This is a genomic window from Arthrobacter sp. ZGTC212 (genome assembly GCF_002929255.1).
GTDB classification, from domain to species: Bacteria; Actinomycetota; Actinomycetes; order Actinomycetales; family Micrococcaceae; genus Arthrobacter_B; species Arthrobacter_B sunyaminii.
In genome coordinates, this window is the sequence record NZ_PJIJ01000004.1 from 198797 (window position 1) to 221595 (window position 22799).

Annotated in this window: 21 protein-coding genes and 1 tRNA gene; 11 read left to right on the forward strand and 11 right to left on the reverse strand. The window is 65.8% G+C overall.

The window, feature by feature from the left end:
- Nucleotides 1-5 precede the first annotated feature (5 nt).
- Nucleotides 6-641, forward strand: a complete 636-nt coding sequence (locus CXQ89_RS16440) for a response regulator transcription factor (protein WP_104162043.1) — start codon at nucleotides 6-8, stop codon at nucleotides 639-641.
- Between the two features lie 62 nt (nucleotides 642-703).
- On the opposite strand, the gene CXQ89_RS16445 is transcribed toward CXQ89_RS16440, so the two are convergent.
- The 3 genes from CXQ89_RS16445 to poxB form a co-directional block, all read right to left on the reverse strand.
- A complete protein-coding gene (locus CXQ89_RS16445; RefSeq protein ID WP_104162044.1) occupies nucleotides 704-1267 on the reverse strand; it encodes a GrpB family protein in 564 nt (187 codons plus the stop codon).
- Nucleotides 1264-1746, reverse strand: coding sequence for an N-acetyltransferase (locus CXQ89_RS16450; RefSeq protein ID WP_104162045.1), 483 nt, complete (start codon nucleotides 1744-1746; stop codon nucleotides 1264-1266). Before CXQ89_RS16450 ends, CXQ89_RS16445 begins: the two co-directional genes overlap by 4 nt.
- Nucleotides 1747-2585: 839 nt before the next feature.
- A complete protein-coding gene (poxB, locus tag CXQ89_RS16460) occupies nucleotides 2586-4304 on the reverse strand; it encodes a ubiquinone-dependent pyruvate dehydrogenase (RefSeq protein ID WP_104162047.1) in 1719 nt (572 codons plus the stop codon).
- Nucleotides 4305-4574: 270 nt separating this feature from the next.
- On the opposite strand from poxB, the gene CXQ89_RS16465 reads away from it, so the two are divergent.
- A complete protein-coding gene (locus CXQ89_RS16465; RefSeq protein ID WP_258060177.1) occupies nucleotides 4575-5867 on the forward strand; it encodes an MFS transporter in 1293 nt (430 codons plus the stop codon).
- A gap of 38 nt (nucleotides 5868-5905) precedes the next feature.
- Here CXQ89_RS16465 and CXQ89_RS16470 read toward each other — a convergent pair whose 3' ends face one another.
- The 6 genes from CXQ89_RS16470 to CXQ89_RS16495 all read right to left on the reverse strand — a co-directional run bounded on the left by CXQ89_RS16470 (nucleotide 5906) and on the right by CXQ89_RS16495 (nucleotide 10676).
- Entirely contained in the window at nucleotides 5906-6718 is an 813-nt protein-coding gene (locus tag CXQ89_RS16470; RefSeq protein ID WP_104162048.1) for an SDR family oxidoreductase, read from the reverse strand.
- Nucleotides 6719-6961: 243 nt separating this feature from the next.
- Nucleotides 6962-7798 (reverse strand): PhzF family phenazine biosynthesis protein, encoded by an 837-nt coding sequence (locus CXQ89_RS16475; RefSeq protein ID WP_104162049.1) that lies wholly within the window; start codon nucleotides 7796-7798, stop codon nucleotides 6962-6964.
- 17 nt (nucleotides 7799-7815) lie between these two features.
- Nucleotides 7816-8034 (reverse strand): hypothetical protein, encoded by a 219-nt coding sequence (locus CXQ89_RS16480; RefSeq protein ID WP_104162050.1) that lies wholly within the window; start codon nucleotides 8032-8034, stop codon nucleotides 7816-7818.
- Nucleotides 8031-8648 (reverse strand): transcriptional regulator, encoded by a 618-nt coding sequence (locus CXQ89_RS16485; protein ID WP_104162051.1) that lies wholly within the window; start codon nucleotides 8646-8648, stop codon nucleotides 8031-8033. Before CXQ89_RS16485 ends, CXQ89_RS16480 begins: the two co-directional genes overlap by 4 nt.
- A gap of 176 nt (nucleotides 8649-8824) precedes the next feature.
- Nucleotides 8825-9976: a HAMP domain-containing sensor histidine kinase gene (locus CXQ89_RS16490; protein WP_308471692.1), complete on the reverse strand. Its 1152-nt coding sequence runs from the start codon at nucleotides 9974-9976 to the stop codon at nucleotides 8825-8827.
- 10 nt (nucleotides 9977-9986) lie between these two features.
- Nucleotides 9987-10676, reverse strand: coding sequence for a response regulator transcription factor (locus CXQ89_RS16495; RefSeq protein ID WP_104162053.1), 690 nt, complete (start codon nucleotides 10674-10676; stop codon nucleotides 9987-9989).
- Nucleotides 10677-10762: 86 nt separating this feature from the next.
- Here CXQ89_RS16495 and CXQ89_RS16500 point away from each other — a divergent pair, with 86 nt between their 5' ends.
- The 9 genes from CXQ89_RS16500 (at nucleotide 10763) to CXQ89_RS16545 (ending at nucleotide 21692) form a co-directional block, all read left to right on the forward strand.
- On the forward strand, nucleotides 10763-11446 hold the full coding sequence (locus CXQ89_RS16500; protein WP_104162054.1) for a M15 family metallopeptidase: 684 nt from the start codon (nucleotides 10763-10765) through the stop codon (nucleotides 11444-11446).
- A gap of 10 nt (nucleotides 11447-11456) precedes the next feature.
- Complete coding sequence (locus CXQ89_RS16505) at nucleotides 11457-11774, forward strand: GNAT family N-acetyltransferase (RefSeq protein WP_181032411.1); 318 nt, start codon at nucleotides 11457-11459, stop codon at nucleotides 11772-11774.
- 359 nt (nucleotides 11775-12133) lie between these two features.
- The gene (locus CXQ89_RS16515) at nucleotides 12134-13300 is read left to right on the forward strand and encodes a glycosyltransferase 87 family protein (protein WP_181032412.1); all 1167 of its coding nucleotides are present in this window, start codon (nucleotides 12134-12136) and stop codon (nucleotides 13298-13300) included.
- Between the two features lie 232 nt (nucleotides 13301-13532).
- Nucleotides 13533-14978, forward strand: a complete 1446-nt coding sequence (locus CXQ89_RS16520; RefSeq protein WP_104162057.1) for a DUF3375 domain-containing protein — start codon at nucleotides 13533-13535, stop codon at nucleotides 14976-14978.
- The gene (locus tag CXQ89_RS16525) at nucleotides 14975-15790 is read left to right on the forward strand and encodes a DUF4194 domain-containing protein (protein ID WP_104162058.1); all 816 of its coding nucleotides are present in this window, start codon (nucleotides 14975-14977) and stop codon (nucleotides 15788-15790) included. The genes CXQ89_RS16520 and CXQ89_RS16525 overlap by 4 nt, the downstream gene beginning before the upstream one ends.
- Nucleotides 15787-19098, forward strand: a complete 3312-nt coding sequence (locus CXQ89_RS16530) for an ATP-binding protein (RefSeq protein WP_104162059.1) — start codon at nucleotides 15787-15789, stop codon at nucleotides 19096-19098. The genes CXQ89_RS16525 and CXQ89_RS16530 overlap by 4 nt, the downstream gene beginning before the upstream one ends.
- A gap of 95 nt (nucleotides 19099-19193) precedes the next feature.
- Nucleotides 19194-20102, forward strand: coding sequence for an oxygenase MpaB family protein (locus CXQ89_RS16535; RefSeq protein WP_104162060.1), 909 nt, complete (start codon nucleotides 19194-19196; stop codon nucleotides 20100-20102).
- Between the two features lie 132 nt (nucleotides 20103-20234).
- Nucleotides 20235-20816: a GNAT family N-acetyltransferase gene (locus CXQ89_RS16540; RefSeq protein ID WP_104162061.1), complete on the forward strand. Its 582-nt coding sequence runs from the start codon at nucleotides 20235-20237 to the stop codon at nucleotides 20814-20816.
- Between the two features lie 186 nt (nucleotides 20817-21002).
- Nucleotides 21003-21692 carry a thioredoxin domain-containing protein gene (locus tag CXQ89_RS16545; RefSeq protein WP_104162062.1) on the forward strand — a complete coding sequence of 230 codons (690 nt, stop codon included), beginning with the start codon at nucleotides 21003-21005 and terminating at the stop codon, nucleotides 21690-21692.
- Between the two features lie 100 nt (nucleotides 21693-21792).
- On the opposite strand, the gene CXQ89_RS16550 is transcribed toward CXQ89_RS16545, so the two are convergent.
- Nucleotides 21793-21880, reverse strand: a tRNA-Ser gene (locus CXQ89_RS16550).
- 66 nt (nucleotides 21881-21946) lie between these two features.
- Complete coding sequence (locus tag CXQ89_RS16555) at nucleotides 21947-22600, reverse strand: TMEM175 family protein (RefSeq protein WP_104162063.1); 654 nt, start codon at nucleotides 22598-22600, stop codon at nucleotides 21947-21949.
- Nucleotides 22601-22799 lie beyond the last annotated feature (199 nt).

Here is a 22799-nt window from a genome sequence, read left to right on the forward strand (position 1 = left end):
CGCGCATGAAAGTCCTGCTGTGTGACGACCATCCGGTCTACCGTGACGGGTTGCGGGCCCTCTTCGATGAGCTCGGAGTCGAGGTAGTTGCCGAAGCGGCGAGCGGAGAGGAGGCGGTGATGCTGGCGGCGGCCTGCGAAGCCGACATTGTGGTCATGGACCTGTCGATGCCGGGCATGGGCGGCGTGGAGGCCACGAGGCGCATCGTGGCCGAGCATCCGTTAGTCCGGGTCCTGGCACTGACAATGGTGGACGAACCGGCAACCATGCTTGCGGCGCTGCGGGCAGGAGCCAGCGGTTACCTGCTCAAAGGCGCCGGCCATGCGGAAATCCGGGCCGCACTGGACGCCGTGGAATCCGGCGGCATGACGATCGCACCGGAGGTTGCCCAGGGCCTGCGTGCAGGACTGCATCCGCCGCAGCCGTTCCCGCAGCTCACACCGCGCGAGCGGGATGTGCTGGGCCTCATGAGCCGGGGCCGCACCAACGAACATATCGCTGACGTGCTCGTGCTCTCGGTCAAAACGGTGCGCAACGTGGTCTCGAGCATCTTCCGTAAGCTCGGTGTCACCACCCGGGCGCAGGCCGTGGCAGCAGCACGCGATGCCGGGGTGGACGGCGCTGAGGCTCCTGCTCCGTAGGGGGCGTCGCCGGGAACCCGATGGAACTGGTGCCGCCGGACACCCAGCGGTGGCTGCCCTCCTCAGTGTCCCCGAGCGGCCCGGGCCCGGGCCTTGATCGCCAGGATGACGTCGGTTTTCGCGTCGGCGTAGTCGTTCATGTCGTCCCACTGTTTGCTGATCAGGGCTTTCTTGGTGCTCTCATAGAGCAAACGGTCCTTTGCATTGGCCCGCAGATGGTCGCGCAGGAGGAGGTATTCGGCCACAGCTGGATCGTCCTGCTGGTACAGGTGCACATGCACGTCTCGGGCCGGTGTGCGCACCAGGCGGTGTCCCGGTTCGCGGACCCGCAGCTCGTACCCGGCGGCGAGGAGCGGATCGAGGTAGTCCTCTTCCGCGGTGATGTCCTCCACGGCAACCACAATGTCGATAGTCGGTTTTGCTGCCAAGCCCGGCACCGACGTCGAGCCGATGTGCTCGATCTCGACGCGTAGTGGCGCGAGAGCGGTCTCGATCCGGCGGCGGTGCGTCTGATAAACGTCCGGCCACCGGTCGTCGTAGCTGTGCAGGGCCACTTCGATCCGTTCGAGACCCCCGATCAGCTCCAGCGTTGTTACGTCAGGCCGGCACCGTTTTCGGTGTGTCATTGCCCTACCGGCTTTCGCATTTGCGTGGAGACGGTCTCATATCCCAGGGACTCATACAGGTCACGGGCCACGGTGTTGTAGCCGAACACGTTGAGGCCCAGCGTCGCAGCGCCCTGTTCGGCCGCGGCAACCTCCGCCAGCTGCATAGCGGCACGGCCGTAGCCCTTGGCCCGGTGATCCTCATGAATCTCGATATCCGAAACCCACCACGCGTCTGCTCCTTCCTCTGCTTGTGAAATCCAGAGGTACCCGACGATCGTGGACTTTCCGTTGCTTTCCAGAGCGAGGACGTCGTAAACAAGGTGGCCTGGTGCGATCCGCCCGTCCGGAAATGACGGCGAGATCGATGCGTGCGCTTTTCGGGCCGCCACTTCCGCGGATTCGCCTGACTCAATGCGTGATTGCTCGTAGTTCCGGCGGGTTTCCTCGAGCCATGCGGGGAGTCTTTCAGCCGGCATCGCACGCAGTTCAATGGTCATTCGATCACTCTAGGGGGTGGGCCGCCGTGCGGGCCCCAGCCGCCGCGGCGAGCACAGCCGGAAGCAATCAGTCGTCGCAGTAGTCGCACTGCATCGAACGTGGCAGCACCATTCCGCAGCTCGTACACGCCGGAAGTGGTTGGGGTACGGTGGCCTTCCTCCTACTAACGCGTTCCCCGTATTCGCACGTCAGGGATGCCTCCGCGTTTGCTGGGACCTCGCTGCAGTACCGCTGATAACACTTGAGTCGCTCCTCAGCCGCTACCCATTCCAGTTCGAGCGGATCAGTAACGATTTCCCGCCCTGCGATCCTGAGGTACTCGTTGAAACCCTCCCCCACCATGCCGCTTCCTGACCGAACAACCAAAGCAGATAGGGCAGGCAACCCCCGCTCGTGGCAGTGATGCAGGACAGCGCCGAGCGGTTTGCCTATCCAGTTCGGCAACTGGATAGTTGTATGGACTCCAGTCTCTGTGAAGAGACGTTCCTGCAAGTCTTTGTAGAAGATGTAACCGTTGTATTGAGAAGCAACATTCTCCAAGACCGGGATAGCAGCATCAGCCCAAAGCTGTAGAGCGTCCTGATAGGGAAACTTGACGTCACGGTGCGGTTCACGCCACACACCAGGGTTTTTCACTTTTTGCCTTCTGCCTGCAACTCGCCGATGTAACAACACAACAGCTTAGTGTTGAAATGGCTTCCCGGCCTTTGCCTGCTCCCCCGGGCATATACGTCATATGTGCCTAACACTCTGGATTCTCGTCAACTGAAAAAGCTGTCGGGCAGTAATCCTGTTATCTGTCCAGCGAAGGACCAAATAGCTCAGGCATATGCCGCGTTCACAGCAGCTGCCGCGCGTTCGCCTTTGCCAGGTCGATGAGTTCGCGGCCGTTGCCGGCGAGCACCGTGCGCATCGCGTAGACCGCAAAGCCGGTGGCCTGCTTCGCCTCGATCTTCGGCGGCATGGACAGCTCCTGCCGCTCCACCGCGACTGTGACAAGCGCGGGGCCGTCGTACTCGAACGCACGGCGCAGGGCACCCTCGAGGTCCTCCGGGCGCGTCACGCTCTCGCCGTGCATTCCCACCGCCTGCGCGACCGCACCGAAGTCCGGATTCTCGAGCCCGGTGCCGAAGTTGACGAGACCCGCCGCCTTCATCTCCACCTCGACGAAGCTGAGCGCCGCGTTGTCGACCACGACGATCTTGATCGGCAGCTTGTGCTGCACCACGGTCAGCAGCTCACCGAGCATCATCGCGAGGCCGCCGTCGCCGGCGAGGACCACCACCTGCCGGTTCCGGTCCACAGCCTGGGCGCCCATTCCGAGCGGGGTCGCCGCCGCCATGGTGCCGTGCCAGAAGGAGCCGATCAGCCGCCGTCGTGCGCCGATGTGCAGGTGCCGGGACGCCCAGATGACGGGTGTGCCGACGTCGGGCAGGAAGACCGCGTCGTCGTCGGCGAGCTTGTCGATCAGGTGGGCGAGGTGCTGCGGATGGATGGTGCCCGGTCCCTGCTTCTCCAGGTCGTCGAGCTGCTTCCGGGTGCGGCGGTAGTGGTCCAGCGACTTCTCGAGGTGCGTGCGGTTCGTCTTCCGCTCGAGCAGCGGCAGCAGCGCCGCCGCCGTTTCGCGCACGCCGCCGACCATGCCCTGGGTGAGCGGAATGCGGCGGCCGAGCTGCTCGCCGCGGATGTCGACCTGCAGGATCTTCGCGTGCTTCGGGTAGAACTGCTGGTACGGGAAGTCGGTGCCGAGCATCAGCAGCGCGTCGCAGTCCTCCATCGCCCGGTAGCCGGACGCGAAGCCGAGGAGCCCGGTCATGCCGACGTCGAACGGGTTGTCGTGTTCGATGAATTCCTTGCCGCGGAGGGCATGCACGATCGGCGCGGCCAGGGCGTCGGCGAGGGCGAGGACCTCCTCGCGTGCCCCCTCGACGCCGGCGCCCGCCAGGATCGTGACCTTCCCGCACGAGTTCAGCGTGGCGGCGGCTTCCTGCAGCTCCGCCGGGGAAGGCACGGTCACGGAGTCGGTGCGGCGGACCGTGAAGACGCGCTCGTCGTCGGCGTCTTCCAGCGCGGTGTCGCCGGCCATCACGAGCACTGCGACGCCCCGCTTTTCGATGGCAGTCCGCATGGCGATCTCCAGCAGCCGCGGCATCTGCTCGGCGCTCAGGACCATCTCACAGAAGACCGTGCAATCGCGGAACAATTCGGTGGGCCGGGTCTCCTGGAAGTACTGGCTGCCGATCTCGTCGCTCGGGATGTGCGAGGCGATGGCGAGCACGGGAACCCGGCTGCGGTGCGCGTCGTAGAGCCCGTTGATGAGGTGCATGTTGCCGGGGCCGCAGCTGCCTGCGCACACCGCGAGCTCGCCCGTCAGCGCCGCCTCACCCGCGGCAGCGAACGCGGCTTCCTCTTCGTGCCGGGTGAGCATCCACTCGATGCCCTTCTCCCGGCGGATGGCCTCGGTCACCGCGTTCAGCGAGTCGCCGGGAACTCCCCAGATCCGCTGGATCCCGTTGGCGGCGAGGTTATGGACAACGGTCTCGGCGATCGTAGGCATGCTGTTCCTCTGTTCGGCGCGTTCAGACGGCCCGGTCAGTCTAAGCGGCGGGATCGGGCAGTGAAAGAGGTGTGGCTCCTGACTTGGCGCGGCGTGACGAGTAGTTGGGGGTACGACGACGGCCGCAGGACTGCCCGAGCTAGGCACAATTGCCACCTAAGTGGGGACCCTTACGGATATAGGGTATGGCTATGAGCGTGGGGATGCCTCAGCCGACGGCCGTGCGCAGCAAGCCGCCTCGAACCCCACACAACACAACAAAGGACTCCAGTGTCAGACCCGCAACCTCCCGCCCGGGGTCCGCTGCCCGCTGAGGCGCCGGACCCGCTGGGCCTGGTGCAGCGGCGCACCATGCGCGTGCTCGTCCTCATGCAGATCATCGGCACCGTTGGCGTAGGCGTCGCACCCTCGATTGGCGTGCTGCTGGCCGGGGAAGTTACCCAGAACGAAGCCTGGGCGGGCTTGGCGCGGACTGCCAGCACACTCGGGGCCGCCCTGCTGGGACTGCCGCTGGGAAACCTGGCCGCACGCCGCGGCCGCCGGGTCGCCCTGGCCACGGGGTGGTGGACCGCCTCCGCAGGCGCGGCGATCCTGGTCGCGGCGGCCCAGTGGAGCCTCGTGGTGCCGCTGTTCATCGGCCTGCTGCTGATCGGTGCCGGGTCCGCCGTCAGCCTCCAGGCCAGGTTTGCCGCGACCGACCTTGCCGAACCGCATCACAAGGGCCGGTCCCTGGCCCTGGTGGTGTGGGTGGGCACCATTGGTTCCGTGCTCGGCCCGAATCTGGGGGTCCCGGGCGAGATCATCCACCGGGCCACCGGACTTACCGTCTTCGCCGGGGCGTTCCTGGTGGCCGCCGCCTGTCTGGGTCTGGCCGGCGTCATCGTCTTCCTGCGGCTCAGGCCCGATCCGCTGCTGATCCTGCAGGGCTCTGCTTCATCGGCCGCGCTCTCCCCCGCACCAGGCGGGAAGAAGCGGGCCCCGATCCGCCGCATCCTGGCCGAACTGCGCACCAACCGGCCGGCCCGCTTCGCCATGATCGCGATCCTTTCCGCCCAGGTGGTGATGGTTTCGATCATGACGATGACCCCGGTGCATCTCGCGCATCAGGGCGGATCGATCTCGATCATCGGCATCACGATCAGCCTGCACATCGCCGGGATGTACGCGCTGGCACCCGTGGTCGGATTCATCGTTGACCGTTACGGACACCGGCCCAGCATTGGGGCGGGCATCCTGATTTTCGGCGCCTCAGCGACGATCGGCGCCCTCCGGCCCGGTGACACCGGCTGGATTATGGTGTCCCTGTTCCTGCTGGGTGTCGGCTGGTCATTCGTCAATGTTGCCGGGTCAGCCCTGTTCAGCAGGGTCGTTTCAGCCGAAACCCGCGCGTCGTCCCAGGGCGGCGTCGATGCCCTCGCGAACCTGTGCGGCGCCGTGGCGGCTTTCGCCGCCGGCCCGCTGCTGGCAGCCAGCAGCTTCCCGGCGCTCTCCGTTCTGGCCACCGCAGTCCTGCTTCCGCTCACCGTGCTCACCGTCCGGCGTCGGCACGAGGCCGCGGCCTAAGCGCCAGCGGGGCCTGCCGCCCAGGCTGCCGGCGTGGCTCAGAACTGGTCGGCATGCTTTCTGGCCCCCTGGGAGAAGGTCCGTGGCGGGCGGCCGGTAACGTCGAGAATGGTGGGCAGGACGGCGCCGGCGGCATTGGGAGGATTCGCGGCCAGCTGGATGCCGAACTCGACGTAGTCCTCGGCATAGCCGTAACCGCGCAGCCGTTGGCGTTCTGCCTCCTCACCCAGCTGCACGAACTCGATCGGCTCTCCGGTTGCCTCCGCGAGCAGGCGTGTTCGTTCCGCAGGGGTGAGTGACTCCGGTCCGGTCACCCGGTAAGTTTTGCCCCCGTGACCGTCGGCCGTTAGGGCCGTGGCAGCGACGGCGGCAATGTCGGCTTCATGCACGACGGCGCCGGGGTAGTCCGCGAACATGGAGACTGTGCGTGAGGCCCGGATTTCGGGGACGAGCTCCCGTGCGTTGCCCATGAATTCGGCCGGTTGCACGATGGTCCAGCTGAGGGAACTCACCGCCAGGGCTATTTCGATGCTGGTGGGCGCCCAGCCACCGAGGACCGTAACCCGGCTGATGCCGCACCGCTCGGCGAGTTGAACAATCTCTGTCCCGTTGGCGAGGTCTTCGCGTTCCTCCCCGCCGAACGTGATCAGGTGGAGGGCGTCCATGCCCTCGAATGCTGCGGCAAGGCTGGTGCTGTCGGTGAGGTCGCCGGCCACCGTCTCGACTCCGGTCGGCAGGCCCGCCCTGGCAGGGGTGCGGGTGAGCGCGCGGACCGTGTGGCCGGCGTCGTTAAGCTGGGCGACGAGGTGGCGTCCAACTTGCCCGGTGGCTCCGGTGACGAGAATGCGCATGGGCGGTCCTTTCGGTGGGGCTGGCTGGTGCTGAGCTCCATCGTGGCAGTGCATGCGGCCGGTTTCTGTCCGCAAAGCCGGCGCGGTTGTCCCGCGGGGTTGCCTCCCGGGCAGCGCTGGGCAGCGCCGTCAGTCGTCGGCCATCAGATCTGGGTACGAGCTTCCCCCCTGCGGACACCGCATTCATCGATCAGGCGGTGACGGAATCCTGTGCTGAGGACCTGTGCGGCGGTGATCCGAACGCTAAAGACGGACCGTTCCCTCAATGCAGCTCGTGACATGGCCGCCAATCCAAATTCCTCCGTCGCGAAGGCTGACGTGCACCCGGCCCTGCCGTCCGAGAAGGGTTCCCTGTGATGCTGTGTAGGGCAGCGTTGCCAGCTTTGTGTCGATGAGCCACTGCGCCAGGCCCGCGTTCAGGCTGCCGGTCACCGCGTCTTCCCAGACGGGATCTCCCCCCACAAAGGCACGCACCTCGAACTGGGTTTCCTCCGTGGACTCGTGCGGACCCACTACGCCGATTTCCAGATCGCCGGCTTTGGCCGGATCAGGTTCCAGGCCCAGGACCTCCTGCGCCGAGGAAAGCCGGACACCGATCCATTGCGGGCCGTTGACCAGCCACGATGCAGCAAGAATGGCGTCCCGCGGGATCCCCAGGACCGCCGCTATCCTGCGGGTGAGCGGTTCATCAACGGGTTCATAGCGGATGAGCGGCGGAGCCTCGAAGGCCAGCAGGTCCCCCTCGGCCCGGACCGGGATGAGCCCGGCCGCGCACTCCTGAACGAGCGTCCCACCGAACTTTGAGGATCCGCCCGCGTCGAGCCATGCTTTGGCCGACCCGAGCGTGGGATGGCCGGCGAAGGGCAGTTCTTCCTTCGCGGAAAAGATCCTCACCCGGTAGTCGGCCTCCGGACTGCTGGGGGTCAGGAGGAACGTTGTCTCCGAGAGGTTGGTCCAGGTGGCGAACCGCTGCATTTCCTCGGCACTCAGGCCGTCGGCACCGTGCACCACCGCCAGTGGATTGCCTCGATATGGGTCGGCGGAGAAAACATCAACTGCACTGTAGGGACGCGCTTTCATAGCGCTATTTTAGTGTTTTACAGCAGCAGGTGGAGGCCGCTGTGTGCGATGGCGGATGCATCGGTTCGACGCTCAGCATGCTGTTTGAGGAGCACAGTTTCGGGACCCTCCTGATCGGCGAGCCGGGAACCGGCTGCGATGAAAGCCGTACCCAGACGGATCAGAGCGCGGGAGGTGAAACCTGCGTGGGCGCTGGTGGGGGCGGGTTGGTAATACCCGAGGACGGCAGAACTCATGTCGGCTCCTGTGTATCGATGAGTGGAAATGCGTTGAAATGCAGCTGAACGGGGCGGGCCCCGGGTGTCTTTGGATCGCTGCGGTAGGTCTCGAGCTTCTCGCGCAGGACTGTTTCCATGTCCCTGGTGAACGCCTCCAGCTGATCCGCGGTGAAGTGGGCGTTGAAGGTGCTGATCATCGGCGCTTCAGCCCACTCCGGCGGCATTGCGGACAGGTCGCTCTCCATGAAGGTGGCCAGCAGTTCTGCGCGTCCGCGTTCGAAAGTCCGGCTGACCTGGCGGACTGCTTCCCGGACGGCGGGGTCCTGCTTCGTCGGTGCGTTGATGGTCAGGGCTCCGCGCGTGCGCTCCCACCACCGCTCGCGTCCCGAACCCCGGTCCGTGATTTCACGAACCAGGCCGTGGCGGGCCAGTTGCCGGAGGTGATAGCTCGTCGCACCGCTCGATTCCCCCACCCGCTTGCCGATGCTGCTGGCTGTTTGGGGCCCGTACTGAGAGAGGACCTGGAGCAGCTGCACACGGAGTGGGTGGGCGAGGGCCTTGAGGACGGGACCTTCGAGGACGTGTTCCCCGTCCTGGGCTGGACTCGGTTCAGGCTGTGAATCTGCGGTCATGGTGACAGCATGGCACTGCAAAGGTTTATTTGCAAATGTTTCTTTGCATTGGGGTTAAGAGCTTCTCGATAGGGCTCCGACCAGCAGGCCATCCAGGTCCGTCTGTTGCAGGAAGCCCTCGAGCCGGCCGGTGGCGAAGTCGGAGAGTAGACCCGATCGCATTATGGAGGTGCCCATCATGACCGGTCGAAAGCAGGCTGCGGGGCGCCGGACCGAAGGTGCCGGACACTTGCAGCCGCGCCTGTAGGAGTGGCATCGGGAAGTTCAACGGAGATGCGGAGTCCGCCGTGGGGCCGTCCGGCGATGGTGAGGGTTCCCTCGTGCGCCTGGGTGATGCTTTTGACGATGGCCAGGCCGAGGCCGACGCCGGCAGAGTCGGTGCGTATGCGCTCGGTACCGCGCTGGAAGGGTTCGGTGAGCGTCGAGATCAATGGGGACGAGAGCTGTTCGCCGCTGTTTTCGATGATCAGTTCAACGCTGTTCGGGTGGGCTTTGGTGGTGACCCACACGGCCCCGTCTTCGGGCAGATTGTGCACAATGGCGTTGTGCAGCAGGTTGGTTGTCAGTTGTTGCAGGAGGGCGCGGGACCCTGTGGTGGAGGCGACCTCGCCGGAAGCATGGATGGTGATACGGCGTTTCTCCGCAAGGGGAAGCAGAATCTCGGTGGCTTCATCCATGAGCAGGGACAGGTCCACGGTTTCCCGGGCAAAGGAATTCCGGTCCGCGCGGCTGAGCAGCAGCAGCGCCTGGGTGAGGTCGATGGCGCGGGCGTTGACGGCGTGAAGCCGGTCGATGAGCTGGACCGGGTCCAGCGCAGGATCATTGCGCGCCACCTCAAGAAGTGTCTGCGAGATCGCAAGTGGGGTGCGCAGTTCATGAGAGGCATTGGCAGCGAACCGTTGCTGTTCCTCGACATGTTTTTCGAGTTGTTCGAGCATGGCGTCGAATCTGTCCGCCAACTCACGGAACTCGTCCCGGCGGCCCTCCAGCCGGATCCGGTGAGACAGCGTGCCCTTCATTGCCGTGAGGGTGGCGGCGGTGATGTGCGTCAGCGGCGCAAGCATGCGGCCGGCGAGAATCCATCCTCCAGCCAATCCGAGGACCAGCAGGACACCAAGGGCTGCGGCCGCCTTGGGCGCGAAGGCGCGCCAGAGGTCGGATCGGCCAGGAACATAGGTGACGGGGCCGTACGTGATCAGATCCGGTACAAACACCGCCTCGTCGGGTGTGTACCGCAGCAGGAAGACCCACACCACAGCGATGATCAGGGCGCCTGCAAACATCAGGAATCCGGCGTAGCTGAGGGCCAGTTTGGTACGGACACTCAACCCCCGTGGCCTATCCACGGTCTCCTGCATCGACGTTTGGCTGGGTGTCGATGCGGTAGCCGACGCCGGGGACGGTACTGATGATCCAGGGTTCACCGAGCCGTTTGCGCAGGGCGGAGACCGTGATGCGCACGGCGTTGGTGAAGGGGTCGGCGTTCTCGTCCCATGCTTTTTCCAGCAGTTCTTCGGCGCTGACAACACCTCCTCCTGCCGTAACCAGGACTTCAAGTACAGCGAATTGCTTTCGGGTGAGCGCCACGTAGCGCCCGTCGCGGAAGACTTCCCGGCGGAAGGGGTCCAACCGCAGCCCGGCGATCTCTCTAACCGGAGGCCGGGCACGGGAACGCCGGCGATCGAGGGCCCTCAGCCGTAAAACCAGTTCACGGAACTCAAACGGCTTCGTGAGGTAGTCATCGGCTCCCAGCTCGAACCCGGAGGCCTTGTCATCGATCCGGTCGGCGGCAGTGAGCATCAGAATCGGTATACCACTGCCCGAAGAGACGATGTGGCGCGCGACCTCGTCGCCCGAGGGCCCGGGGATGTCGCGGTCCAGAATCGCCAGGTCATAGGAGTTGATGCTCAGCAGTTCGAGGGCGGTGTCGCCGTCACCGGCAATGTCTGCCGCAATGGCTTCCAGACGGAGGCCGACGCGGACGGCATCTGCCAAGAAGGGCTCGTCCTCGACAATCAACACACGCATGCCCCTATGCTACGAGGCGGCACGTATCTTCCGCGTATCAAAAACTTCATACGTGCCGGGAACATGCCGCAGTCTTGAGTGGAGGCATGACCAACAGTTCCCCAGCGCGCGCCGCAGACCGCCGCGTCCGATGGTTTGTCTTCGCGGCCATCCTCGCCGCCGTCGCCTCCTTCTTTGCTTTGGCCGGACCGCCGCTCGACGTCGGGCGCGGTAGCCCCGGGGGCGCGGGCCCCAAGCCCCCGCCCCTGGCTGAGGATTTCGGTCAGCAGTACACTGACGGCGGCACGGTTTCTGACCGTTTTTCGGCCTTCGATGAGAGCTCATCAGCCATAGCCAACCTCAGCTCCCCTCTGCTCGACGCGCTCCAGCAGGCGGCAAAGGACGCCGCCTACTACGGCATCGACGTCGTGGTCACCAGCGGTTGGCGTTCGCCGCAGTACCAGGATGAGCTTCTCAAGGAGGCGGTCGCTGAGTACGGCTCCGCTGAGGAAGCTGCCCGGTGGGTGGCCACTCCGGAGACATCTGCCCACGTGTCGGGGGACGCCGTGGACATCGGGTACGCGGAGGCCTCGGCATGGTTGTCCGCATACGGTGCCGAATACGGGTTGTGCCAGATTTACGGCAACGAACCCTGGCACTTTGAACTGCGCCCGGAAGCCGTCACCTCCGGCTGTCCGGACATGTATGCCGACCCTACCCTGGACCCAATGATGCATCCTGCGCACGCTGCCCTCCCGCAGCCGCAATGCCATTCGCCGGGCGCTGCGTGAAGGCGTTGAGGTGACCCGCGCCGAGCTGACCGACTCCGCCATGCGGTCCATGTACGACCTGATGAGCAGAACCATTGCCGCAAAAAGCACCGCGGAGATCCGCTCGTTCGAGTATTACCGGACGTTCTGGACCGCGTTCGCACGCCGCGGCCAGGGGCACCTGTACTGCGTGATGGAGGACGGCCGCCCCTCCGTGGGCGCTTTTGTTGTCGCCTACGGCCGCAGGGACACCTACAAAGACGGCGGACCCCTGACCCGGTGCTCATGGTGCGGCGATTCCCACCTCGTGTATGGACGGCCGTCAATGACGCCAGGGCCAAGGGTGTGACCCTGTACGACTTTTACGGCACACCGCCGTCGGACCGGCTGAAGGACACCACGCACCCGCATTACGGTCTGGGGCTTTTCAAGATCAGCTTCAACAAGCCGGTGACGGCAACGAACCCTGGCATTTCGAATACCTACCCGACGCCGTCGCGTACGGCTGTCCGCCGATGTACCCGGACCCAACCTGGGATCCGCGGATGAATCCGGCTTGATCGGCCATCACCTGCCTGCACACCGCAACGCCCATTAGATACGAAGGAAGTAACACCCGTGACGTACCCAGCGCCATCTGGAGTGCCTGCGCGCTCCAGGTCCCGCCAATTGCCGATGACACTCGGTGCGCTTGTTGCCGCAACTGCAATGACCGCCCTTGCGTTCAAATTTGCCCCGCTGCACGGACTGGATTTCAGTGTCTATCTCAGCGGCGGACAGAGCGTCCTCGATGCCCACGGGGAGCTGTACACCAAGGAAGTGGTTTACCGAGAAGGCAGCAGCCTGCTCTTTACCTATCCGCCGTTTGCCGCTCTGGTTTTCTCCTTGATTGCCCCGCTGGGACCGGTATGGGGACTGTATTTCTTCACTGCGCTGTCCCTGTTGATCGCTGCGGTGACCTCGCTGGTGGCTGTGGCGTACATTTTCCGGCAACCCTCGGTGTCCGCCGTCCTGAAACATTCCCGGCTACGCTCAGTGGCTGTGGCCGGCGTCGGTTTTGTGGTGCTGCTTGGCCCGTGGCGGGAGACGGTGGCGTTCGGGCAGATCAATGTCCTGCTGTTCGGTCTGATCATGGCCGACTTTCTGATCAGCCGTCGCAGCTGGCCCGCGGGTCTGCTGACCGGAATCGCTGCTGGCATCAAGCTCACGCCCCTGGTCTTCGGCCTGTATTTCCTGGCCCGCGGCGACTGGCGCGGGCTGCGCAACATGGCAGTGGGATTCTTTTCCAGCGTCGGGATCGGTTTCCTGATCCTTCCCGCCGAGTCCCGGACCTACTGGCTGAAACTGCTGCCGGATACCTCGCGGATCGGCGGCGGCGGGTACGTGGACAATTTGAGCTTCAAGGGCGCGGTCCTGCACTTTGCCGGACCGGATTTCGCCATGGACCTCCCCTGGCTTGTGCTCTCTCTGGTGGCGACTGGTGTGACGGCGCTGCTCATTCGGCGGGCGGGCGGGCGTGGGGATAGGCTGACCGCCGCGGCGGCGACGGCGCTCCTGATGTTGCTCATCTCGCCGGTGTCCTGGTCGCATCACTGGGTGTGGGTGCCCCTGTTTCTTGCCGTCCTGGCTCGCAACATCGGGGACTTCACTCGAACGGGGACTGCGCTACGGCGTTGGGGCGTGGGATTGCTCATTTCCGGCGTGGGTGTCTTTCTGCTTTCTCCCAAAACTATTGGACTGCTTATGGGCGCTCCCAACCTTGACTCGCAGATTCCGGCACCGTGGCTGATGGCTTCGAGTGTGGGGGTGTTTTGGGCAGTGGGGCTGATGGTCTGGTGGGTGGTGGCGCTGCGGGGAACCGGATGCCGATCGTAACCCTCGCCAATGGGTGATCAGCTGGGTCGGGCACACCTGTGCTCTGCCTGAGAACTGGAGCATCGGCGAGCCGCGCCGTCGTCGTCACCAGCGGTTGGCGCTCCCCGCAGTTTCGGCACGGCTGCTTCAGGCCTCCTCCGCCACAGCCCGCACCAAATGCAGGGTTCCGCTCCCCCGGCGGCTAAAATCAAGACGGCCCGTTTTTCCTTGTTCCCCGGGCGGAAAGCGCAGCATGTCCTTCACTGAAAACGCCGTTGCCCGCTGGGCTGAACTGCAACGGCTTCAAGCCACCCCGGGCTGGAAACTCACCACCGCAAATCCCTGGGTGCTGGCGCTGTTCCGGGAGGCCTTCACCCGCCCCCGGCCGCGGGTTCCGCTGGACGACTTCCATGCCATGACGGACTCCTTCCTGAACCGGCTCCGCATGGATGGTGTGCAGCTGCGCGAAGACTGGACCGGCCGGAACTACGCCGATGACTGGGTGGCCCGCCGCTTCCTGGCCCGCCCCCGCGCGGACGGAAAGTTCGTCTACGAACTCACCGAATCCTCCGCCCGCTTCCTCTCCTACCTTGACGGCTACACCAGCGACAAGACGTCCCTGAGCTCCTCCCGCCTGGCCACCCTGCTGGACCGGGTGGAAAACCTGGCGCAGGAATCGAACCCGGACCCCGCCGCCCGCATCGCCGTCCTTAAGGAAGAGGTCGCCCGCCGCGAGGACATGATCCGCGCCCTGGAAACCGGCGAGGCTCCCCCGCCGCTGCCGGAGGACACCGCCGTCGAAGCCGCCCGCGACATCCTCGACCTCGCCGCCGCCCTGCCCGCCGACTTCAAACGCATGCGCGACGGCCTGGAAAAGATGCTGCACAACCTGCGCCAGGAAATGGTGGAATCCAACGCCGCCAAGGGCCTGACCATGGGCGAAATCCTGGAAGCGGACAAAAAGCTGCGCAGCACCGCCGAAGGCCGCACCTACGAGGGCTTCACCGCCTTCCTGAACGACGCCGACCAGCAGGCCCGCTTCCGGGCCGCCATCGCCGAGGTGCTGGAACGGGACTTCGCGGACAACCTCAGTTCCGAGGATCGGCAGAGCCTGTACCGGCTGATCAGCGACATGCGGGACCAGGCCACCGAAATCCACCGCATCTACGGCCGGCTCTCCGAATCCATGCACACCTATGTGCAGAGCGACGAGTACCGCGAATCCGTGCAGCTGCGCCAGCTCATCCGCGCCGCCGAGGCCGCGATCCACAAGGCTCCGCGCGGACGCCGCCGCGCCGCCGTCGTGCCCGCGCCGCAGCTGTACGGGTCGGGCTTTGAGTCCCTGAGCATGGTCCGGGTCTACAACCCCGAAGACCACGCCGCCCCGCGCACACTGCCCGAACCTCCGCAGTTCACCGAGGCGGACATCCACCGCTCGGCCCGCACCCCGCGCGCGGACCGGCGGGTGCTGGCCGACGCCGTCTCCCGGGCGACGGCGAAACGCCCCGGTGCCACGGTGGCCCAGGTGTTCGAGCAGCTGCCGCCCGCGCACCGGCACCTGAACAGCATCCGTGCCCTGCTCGCCGGCGGCAGTGCTGCCGGGGACACCCTTGAATCCGTCACCTTTACCCAGATCGACGGCAGCGAGCGCACCGCGCTGCTGCCCGCCGTCGCCGTCGCGAAAGCCCCCGAAAAATGAGCGAGACCATCCACGCCGCCCCGGACGAGAACGTCTTGGACGAGATCACCCCGGAAAACCCGGAGCTGACAGATGACCAGGCAGAAGAAACCGACGCCCCGCGCGACCTGCTCGTCGACGGCCCGGAACTGTTCCCCGGCGACACCGGCACCCTGCCGCTGAAGCTGCGCCAGGCCCTGATCCGGCTGCTGCGCGGCCCGTACCTGGACGCGAACTCTTCCGACAACGTGTACGAGACCGTCGTGGACAACCAGGAGCAGCTGCGGGTGCGGCTGAGCGAACTGTTCCTCACCCTGGTCATTGACGAGGACCGCAAGGTCGCGCTGCTGCGCCCGGTGGAAATGCCCGAACCGCACACCTCCGCCCTGCAGCGCCAGCGCGAAATGACCCGCGAGGAAACCTTGCTGCTGCTGCGCCTGCGCTTGATCCTGGACCGGCACACCGGCACCGGGAACGAGGCCACCATCGCCCGGCAGGACATCCTCGAGGTGCTCGAGTCCTACGTGGATCCGGGCCAGCGCGACGCGAAATCCGTGGAGGACACCGCGGACGCCGCCATCCGCAAGCTCGTCCAGGACCGCCGCCTGCTCATCCCCACCGAGCTGGACAACGTCTGGGTCATCTCCCCCGCCCTGCCGCTGGCCCTGCCCTACAGCCAGATCGGCGACATCGTCACCTTAATGAACACCCTGTCCGGGGACGCGGGGGACGACACAGCGGACGACGGCGCGGCCACCCTGGATCTGGACGGCACCGACACTGTGCCTGAGAACGCTGAACCCGCCACGAACGACGGCGAGGAGCCGGCATGAGCATCGAAACCACCCTCCCCATGGGAGACCTGATCAACCCCGGCCAGAACCGGCTCTCCTCCGTGCAGATCGTGAACTGGGGAACCTTCGACGGCGCGCACACCATCAAGGTGGACCGTGCCGGCACCCTGCTCACCGGCGATTCCGGCGTCGGCAAGTCCACCGTCTTTGACGCGATGCTGCTGGTGATGGATGCCCGCCCGAAGATGAACGAGGCTGCACAGAACAACAACGGCACCAATGCCGAGGAAAAGCGCACCGCCTTCTCCTACATGCGCGGCCGGCTGGGCACGCAGGGAGCGGACGACGGCGCGGGCACCGCCTACCAGCGGCCCGGCGCCACCTGGTCCGCGGTCTGCCTGACTTTCGACAACGGCCTGGGGCAGATCACGTCCCTCTCCGTGGTGATGGATCTGCCGGCCACCGGCACCGAACACAACTTGGGCCGCTTCTACCTGGTGCACAACCGCCCGCTGGACCTCGCCGCCCTGCAGACCGGCATCCGCGGCCGCTTCACCAAGGGCAGCCTGGAGACGCTGCTGCCCGGCGCCGCCGTGTTCGATTCGCACAAGACGTTCGCCGAACGCTACCGGCAGGCCCTGGGCGTGGAAGATGAGAAGGCCTTCAACCTGCTGCGCATCCTGCAGACCGGCAAGGGCCTGGGCGGTACGGTCAATGACTTCTTCCGCACCAACGTGCTGGACACCCCGCGCACCCTCACCGCCGCCGAGGAAGCGGTGGAGGACTTCAGCCACCTGCGCAGCATCCGCCGCCAGCTCGAACGTGCCCGGCAGCAGCGCGACCACCTGGCCTCCGTGCCCGAACTGCACACCCGCTACCGGCAGGCCGCGGACGCCCTTGCGCACAACCGGGCCCTGACCAAGGAAGGACTTCCCGCCTACCGGCAGCGCCTGGCCCTGGACGGCGCACGCCGCACCGCCGAGAAGCTGGAAGCTGGAGCCGCGGCTGCCCGCGCGGAACTGTCCGCCGCGGAAGCCCGCCGGACCACCCTGAAGGACCAGCGCGATGCCCTGAGCGCCCGTTACGCAGAAGAGGGCGGCGGCGCCATCGCCACCCTGGAACGCGAACTCGCTGCCGCGGCCGCGCAGCTCCGCTCCCGCGAAACCGTGGAGAACGCGTTCCGCGACGAGCTCACCGCGGCGGGGATCGACGTCGATTTCTCCCCCGCCGGGCTGGTCACGGCCCGCAGCCGGGCTGCGGACCTGATGAAGTCCCTGACCAAGGATCTGGACGCCGCCAAGGAGCGCAGCAGCAACGCGCACGGCGAGGCGTGGTCGCTGAAGGGGCAGATCGCCAAGCTGGAGAACGAGATCGGTTCCTTCCGCCGCCGCAAATCCAGCATCCGGCAGGAATCCCTGGACCAGCGGACCCGGATCTGCGCGGCCACCGGCATTGACGAGGCGGACATGCCCTTCGCCGCGGAGCTGATCGACCTGCCCGCCGAGCACGCCCAGTGGCGTCCGGCCGCCGAGCGCACCCTGCGCTCCCTGGCCACCGCCCTGCTGGTGCCCGGCGAGCACATGGCCGCCGTTACCCGCTTCCTGAGCGAAAACGATATGCAGGGCTACGTGCGCTGCATCGACGTCTCCGTGCCGCTGGACGGCCCCGCCGAGCCCGGACCCGATGACCTGATCACCAAGCTCGTCACCCACGATTCCGCCATGGGCGACTGGGTGCGCCGGAAAATCACCGCACACTACGACTTTGTCTGCGTGGAGGACCCGGCCGGGCTGGCCGGCGTCGCCAAGGGCGTGAGCCTGGGCGGTGCGGTCAAGCGCAACCGCAGCACCACGGAAAAGGATGACCGGCACACCAAGGCCTCGGACAACGTCCTGGGCTTTGACAACAAGGACACCGTCGCGGCGCTCGGCAATGAGCTGCTGGCCCTGCGCGCCGTCTTCGAGGAGGCGGACACCGTCTCCCAGCAGCACGCCCGGGAACAGGATGAGATTGTCCGCCGGCTGGCCGCTGTGCGCCGCGTGCTCGACGACGGCCGCACCTGGGAGGAGCTGTCCGCGGAGGCCGCCCGCGCCGCCGTCGCGCAGGCCACCGACCGGCTGGAGTCGGCGCGGGATGCCAACGAGGACCTGGAGCAGATCCGCTTTGAGCTGGACACCGCCGAGCTGGACCTGACCGCCGCCACGGAGCGGGTGGGCGGACTGAAGCAGAACACTGCGCGGCTGAACGCGGACCTGGCCGCCGCCGTCGAACGCCGCACCGCGCTCTCCGCCAAGGCGCCCGACAATCTCTCCGAGGGGCTGCGCACCGCGCTGGCGAATCTCTTTGCTCCGTATGGGGACCTGACCGAGGCCGCCGCGCTGAAGGAGGCCGCCGGGGAGGTGGAACGGTCCCTGATCACCGAGCAGAGCCGGCTGGAGAAGACCCTGCTGGAGACCCGCGCGAAGCTGGAGCGGACCTTCGAAACGTACTCCGACAAGTGGGGTTCGGACTTCGGCACCTCCGTGGAGGCTGCCGGCGCCTACGAGGACCGGTTCGAAGGCATCATCACCGAGGGCCTGCCGCAGCGCGAGGCAGAGTTCCGCGAGTACTTCAACAACCGCACCTACGAGCGCTTCAGCGACCTGCTGCAGCTGCTCGATGAGGAACGCCGCAGCATCTCCTCCCGGCTGCTGCCCTTGAACTCCGTGCTGCGACGGGTGGAATACCACGCGGGCAGCCACCTGGAGATCGAGGTAGCCACCACCGTTCCCGACGCCGCGTACAAGTTCCGTACCGAGCTGAAGAACGCGCTGCCGATGATGGGACGGCGGCAGGACAAGGCGGAGATGGACGCCCGCTACGCGGCCCTGGAGACGCTGGTGGACCGGTTGAAGGATCCGGAGGAGAAGCGCTGGCGGGCCGAGGTGCTGGATGTCCGCTCGCACGTGACCATCACCTGCAACCACCGCCTCGCCAACGGCCACACGTACACCAACCTGCAGGCGTCGCTGATGTCCGGCGGCGAGGGCCAGCGGTTCACCGCGTTCATCATGGCCTCAGCACTGGCCTACCAGCTGGGCATCGTGTCCCAGGGGTTCAGCACCTACGGCACCGTGATGATGGATGAGGCGTTCGTGAAGTCCTCGCTGTCCTTCGCGGAGGCGTCCATCAACGCGCTGCACGAGTTCGGCTTCCAGCTGCTGCTCGCCGCCCCGGAGGACAAGGTGGACCTGTCCAGGTTCCTGGGTTCGGTCACCGAGATCCTGCGCGACGACGTCACCAACCGTTCCGGCGTGCTGGAGCGCGGGCTGGGCAATTCCCGGTCGGTGGACATCCAGCTGCGCTAGGTCCCGGGGGTCCGGGGTTCGGCTCACCGGGTGCTCTGATCCGGAGAGGTGCCCCTTGCCGGGCACCTCCCAGCCGCCGGGGCCATACTGGGACGATGGGCACGCTTCTTTCTTCCTGGCGCCGGCAGCTGGTCGGTACCTTCAGCAACAATGCCGAGACCATCCCGGAATGGGAACTGGAACTCGCCAACGGCACTGACCGCGGCTATTACGGACCGGACTCCGCAGTGTGGGCGGTCCACGGGTCCATGACGACGATCGTCGCCGGCATCCGTGCCCTGCTCCTGCAGGCGCTGCACCCCGGCGCGATGGCCGGCGTGCGTGATTATTCCAACTACAAGGAAGATCCGCTCGGCCGGCTCGCGGGCACCATCCGCTGGATCTTCACCGTCACCTACGGGGATACGACGGCGGCACGCGGCGCATCAAACTGGGTGCTGCGGCTGCATGAACGGGTTCGGGGCACCTACGAGGATGCCGCCGGCGTCGAACGGCCCTATTCGGCGAACGATCCCGAGCTGGCCCGCTGGGTCCACCTCGCCTTTACCGACGCGTTCCTGACCGCTCACATGGAGTTTGGCGGGTCCATACCCGGCGGCCCGGATGCCTACGTGGCCGAGTGGGCCACCGCCGGTGAACTGATGCGCATCGACAGCCCGCCCCGGGACCTGGCCGGGCTGCGGAAGCAGATGGCCGCCTTCGATCCCGAGCTGCGCTCCAGCGCCACGGTGCAGGAAGTGGTGCGGTTCCTGCGCCACCCTCCCCTGCCGAAGAATCAGCTCATCGGCTACCGGGTCCTGTTCGCCGGCGCCGTCGCCTCCCTGGAACCGCGGCACCGCGAACTGCTCGGCCTCCGCGAACCTCGTCTGGGGCCAATCAAGCTGCCGGTGCACGGCCCGGTGAGACTGGTGCTGCGCGTCATCCAGTTCGGGCTCGGAAACATGGGCCCGTCCGAACGCTCAGCCCGCGAGCGACTTGCCCGCTTGGCCCAGCAGCAGGACTGAGCGGCGGGAAGCCAGTCAGGACTCGAAATAGTGCCGCACCGGCCGATTTCGTCTTGAAGGCCGGCCCCGCATCGGATGTACTGTTCGCACACACGCGGGTGGCGTGATCCCGCGGCAATCCTGGAGGCGGGCATGGCACAGGCACACGTCATCAAACCACTCACCCCGGAGACCTATCCAGCGTGGCTGGCCCTCGCGCAGAAGCACAACGGAGTGTGGGGCGGGTGCTACTGCTCGTACTTCCACGGCGACACGCAGGACACCGTCAAGAATGAGTACGACGGCCCTACCTTCAAGCAGCGGCTCGTAGCCGAAGGTGCAGCTCACGCGGCACTCGTGTTCGACGGCGACGCGGCGATTGCCTGGTGCCAGTACGGCAGTCCGGACGAGCTGCCGGGGATCTACCACCGCAAGCAGTACGACGCAGGCGAAACCAGACCGGCGCCGTGGCGCATCACGTGCTTTTTCGTCGACCGGGACCACCGGCGCTCCGGGGTGGCCCGGGAGGCACTGGACGGTGCGCTTGAGCTGATCGCCCGGGCCGGCGGCGGAGAGGTGGTCTCGTTCCCCAACGAACTCGTCCCCGGCAAGAGAACCTCATCCTCGTTCCTCCACAACGGCACGAGGGCCATGTTCGAGAAGGCCGGATTCACCTTCGAGCGGCACATCGGCAAGCGCAAGACCGTCATGCGTATCAGCATCGAGCCACGGTAACCGGCGTCGTCCTGCGCTCACCGGCACCGTCCTGTGAGTCACAGGCCAAGCTGATCAAGATCACAGGAACCGGGCGGAAAGCCCCCTTCCAATCCCCCCGGCCCCGGTGGAACCATTTAAAGGACAGCAACTCCCAACCCGTATCCGGCGCGCATCGGCGCGCGCTCCCCATGCAGGAAAGGAACTATGCACAAAGCTGTACCGTCACTGATCATCGCCGGCCTGCTGGTAAGCGGCGGCGTGGTGTCCTGCGGAACCTCCGGAGATTCTTCCTCCCCCGATACCTCGGTCAGCGCCTCTGTTTCCCCCTCCCCGGTAGTCACCGTACCGGCGGACCAGATGGACCAGCTGGTTCCCGCGGACGCCCGGGCCATTACGAACCCGGCGGACCCGCAGGCCACGCTGGTCCTCTTCACTGATTACCAGTGCCCTTACTGCGCCATGATGGATCCCTTGATCCAGCAGGCCAAGGCCGACTACGGAGACGAGGTCCGCATCGTCGTCCGGAACTACCCGCTCCCCAAGCACAAGAACGCCGAGCCGTCCGCCCGCGCCGTCGAAGCCGCTGCGGAGCAGGGCAAGTTGGAGGCCATGGCCGCCAAGGTCTTCGAGCACCAGGAAGACTGGAAGAACGAGTCCAACGTGGACGAAATCTTCACCGGCTACGCCGAGGAGCTGGGGCTGGACATCGAGCAGTTCCAGTCCGACTACTCCTCCGACGCCATCAAGGAGCGAGTGGCCCGGGATCTGCAGGATGCCCAGGACCTTGAGGTACCCGGCACTCCCACGCTGTATCTCGATGGAACGGCAGTGCAGCTGGAGACCGGCGCCTACAGCGAAATCCAGAAGCCTCTGGATAACGCACTCGGAAAATAGTATTTGCTCCTACTAGGCGGCCCGCACGCCCGGCTGGACCGGCGCAAACGCCGCCCAGACAAAGAAACACCCCGGTCCAAGGGACCGGGGTGTTTCTTATTGGCGGAGGATGGGGGATTTGAACCCCCGAGGGCGTTAACCCAACACGCGTTCCAGGCGTGCGCCATAGGCCGCTAGGCGAATCCTCCAGGCTTTGCTCCCGAAGAAGCAGATATAAGACTACCCGACAAAGGGCCAAACCAACGAATCGGGGATCAAGGCTTCACATCCGCCGCTGCCGCCCGTCTCCCCAGGAACCGAAATATCAGATTGCCGACGACGATGGCGGCCCACGACAAGGCGGCCGCAGTGGGGCTAATAAAGGCAATCGGTATGGAAAGCAGGAAGACCGCAGGCGTCACCGCGACGCGGCGCTGCGCGTAGGCCAGAAGCTGGGGGTCAATGTCGTCCTGAAACAATCCGCGGCGCCCGGCATAGACCCACAGCGTAGTGTTGGCCACCCCGATCAGCCCGAGGATCGTCGCGTAAATCACCACACCCAGCACCTGATCACTGTAGAAGGCCATCATGTCAGCGGCATAGCCGATAAGCCCGACCATCAGGAGCAGCCCCAGGTTGAGGCGCTGCAGGACGACTGTATAGCCGGACAACAGCCGGAAAAGCCGGTGATGACTGAGCCAGTACGCTGCAGTCACCACGAAAGACAGCAGGTAGGCGGCAAATTCCGGACCCTGCTCGACGACGGCCCGGCCCAGCTCATCGCCGGCCACCCGCGGAACCTTGATATCCACGGCCAGCAGGGTCATGGCAATGGCAAACACTGCATCACTGAAGAAAGCGGTGCGCTCTACGTCCGCACCGGAATTAACCCGCTGGGCGAATGCTTCGTTCATGCTCTTGATGGACACACAGCCAGTGTGGCGGATTGCACCCACTGCGTCACCCCAGGAGACCGCCGGAGGTCCAGCTGCCTGGTTGTTGGTTAAACAAGTAAGGCCCCGCCGATGGCGGGGCCTTACTCTCTCTACCGAAATATTGTCCGGCGGTGACCTACTCTCCCACACCCTCCCGGATGCAGTACCATCGGCGCAGTGGGTCTTAGCTTCC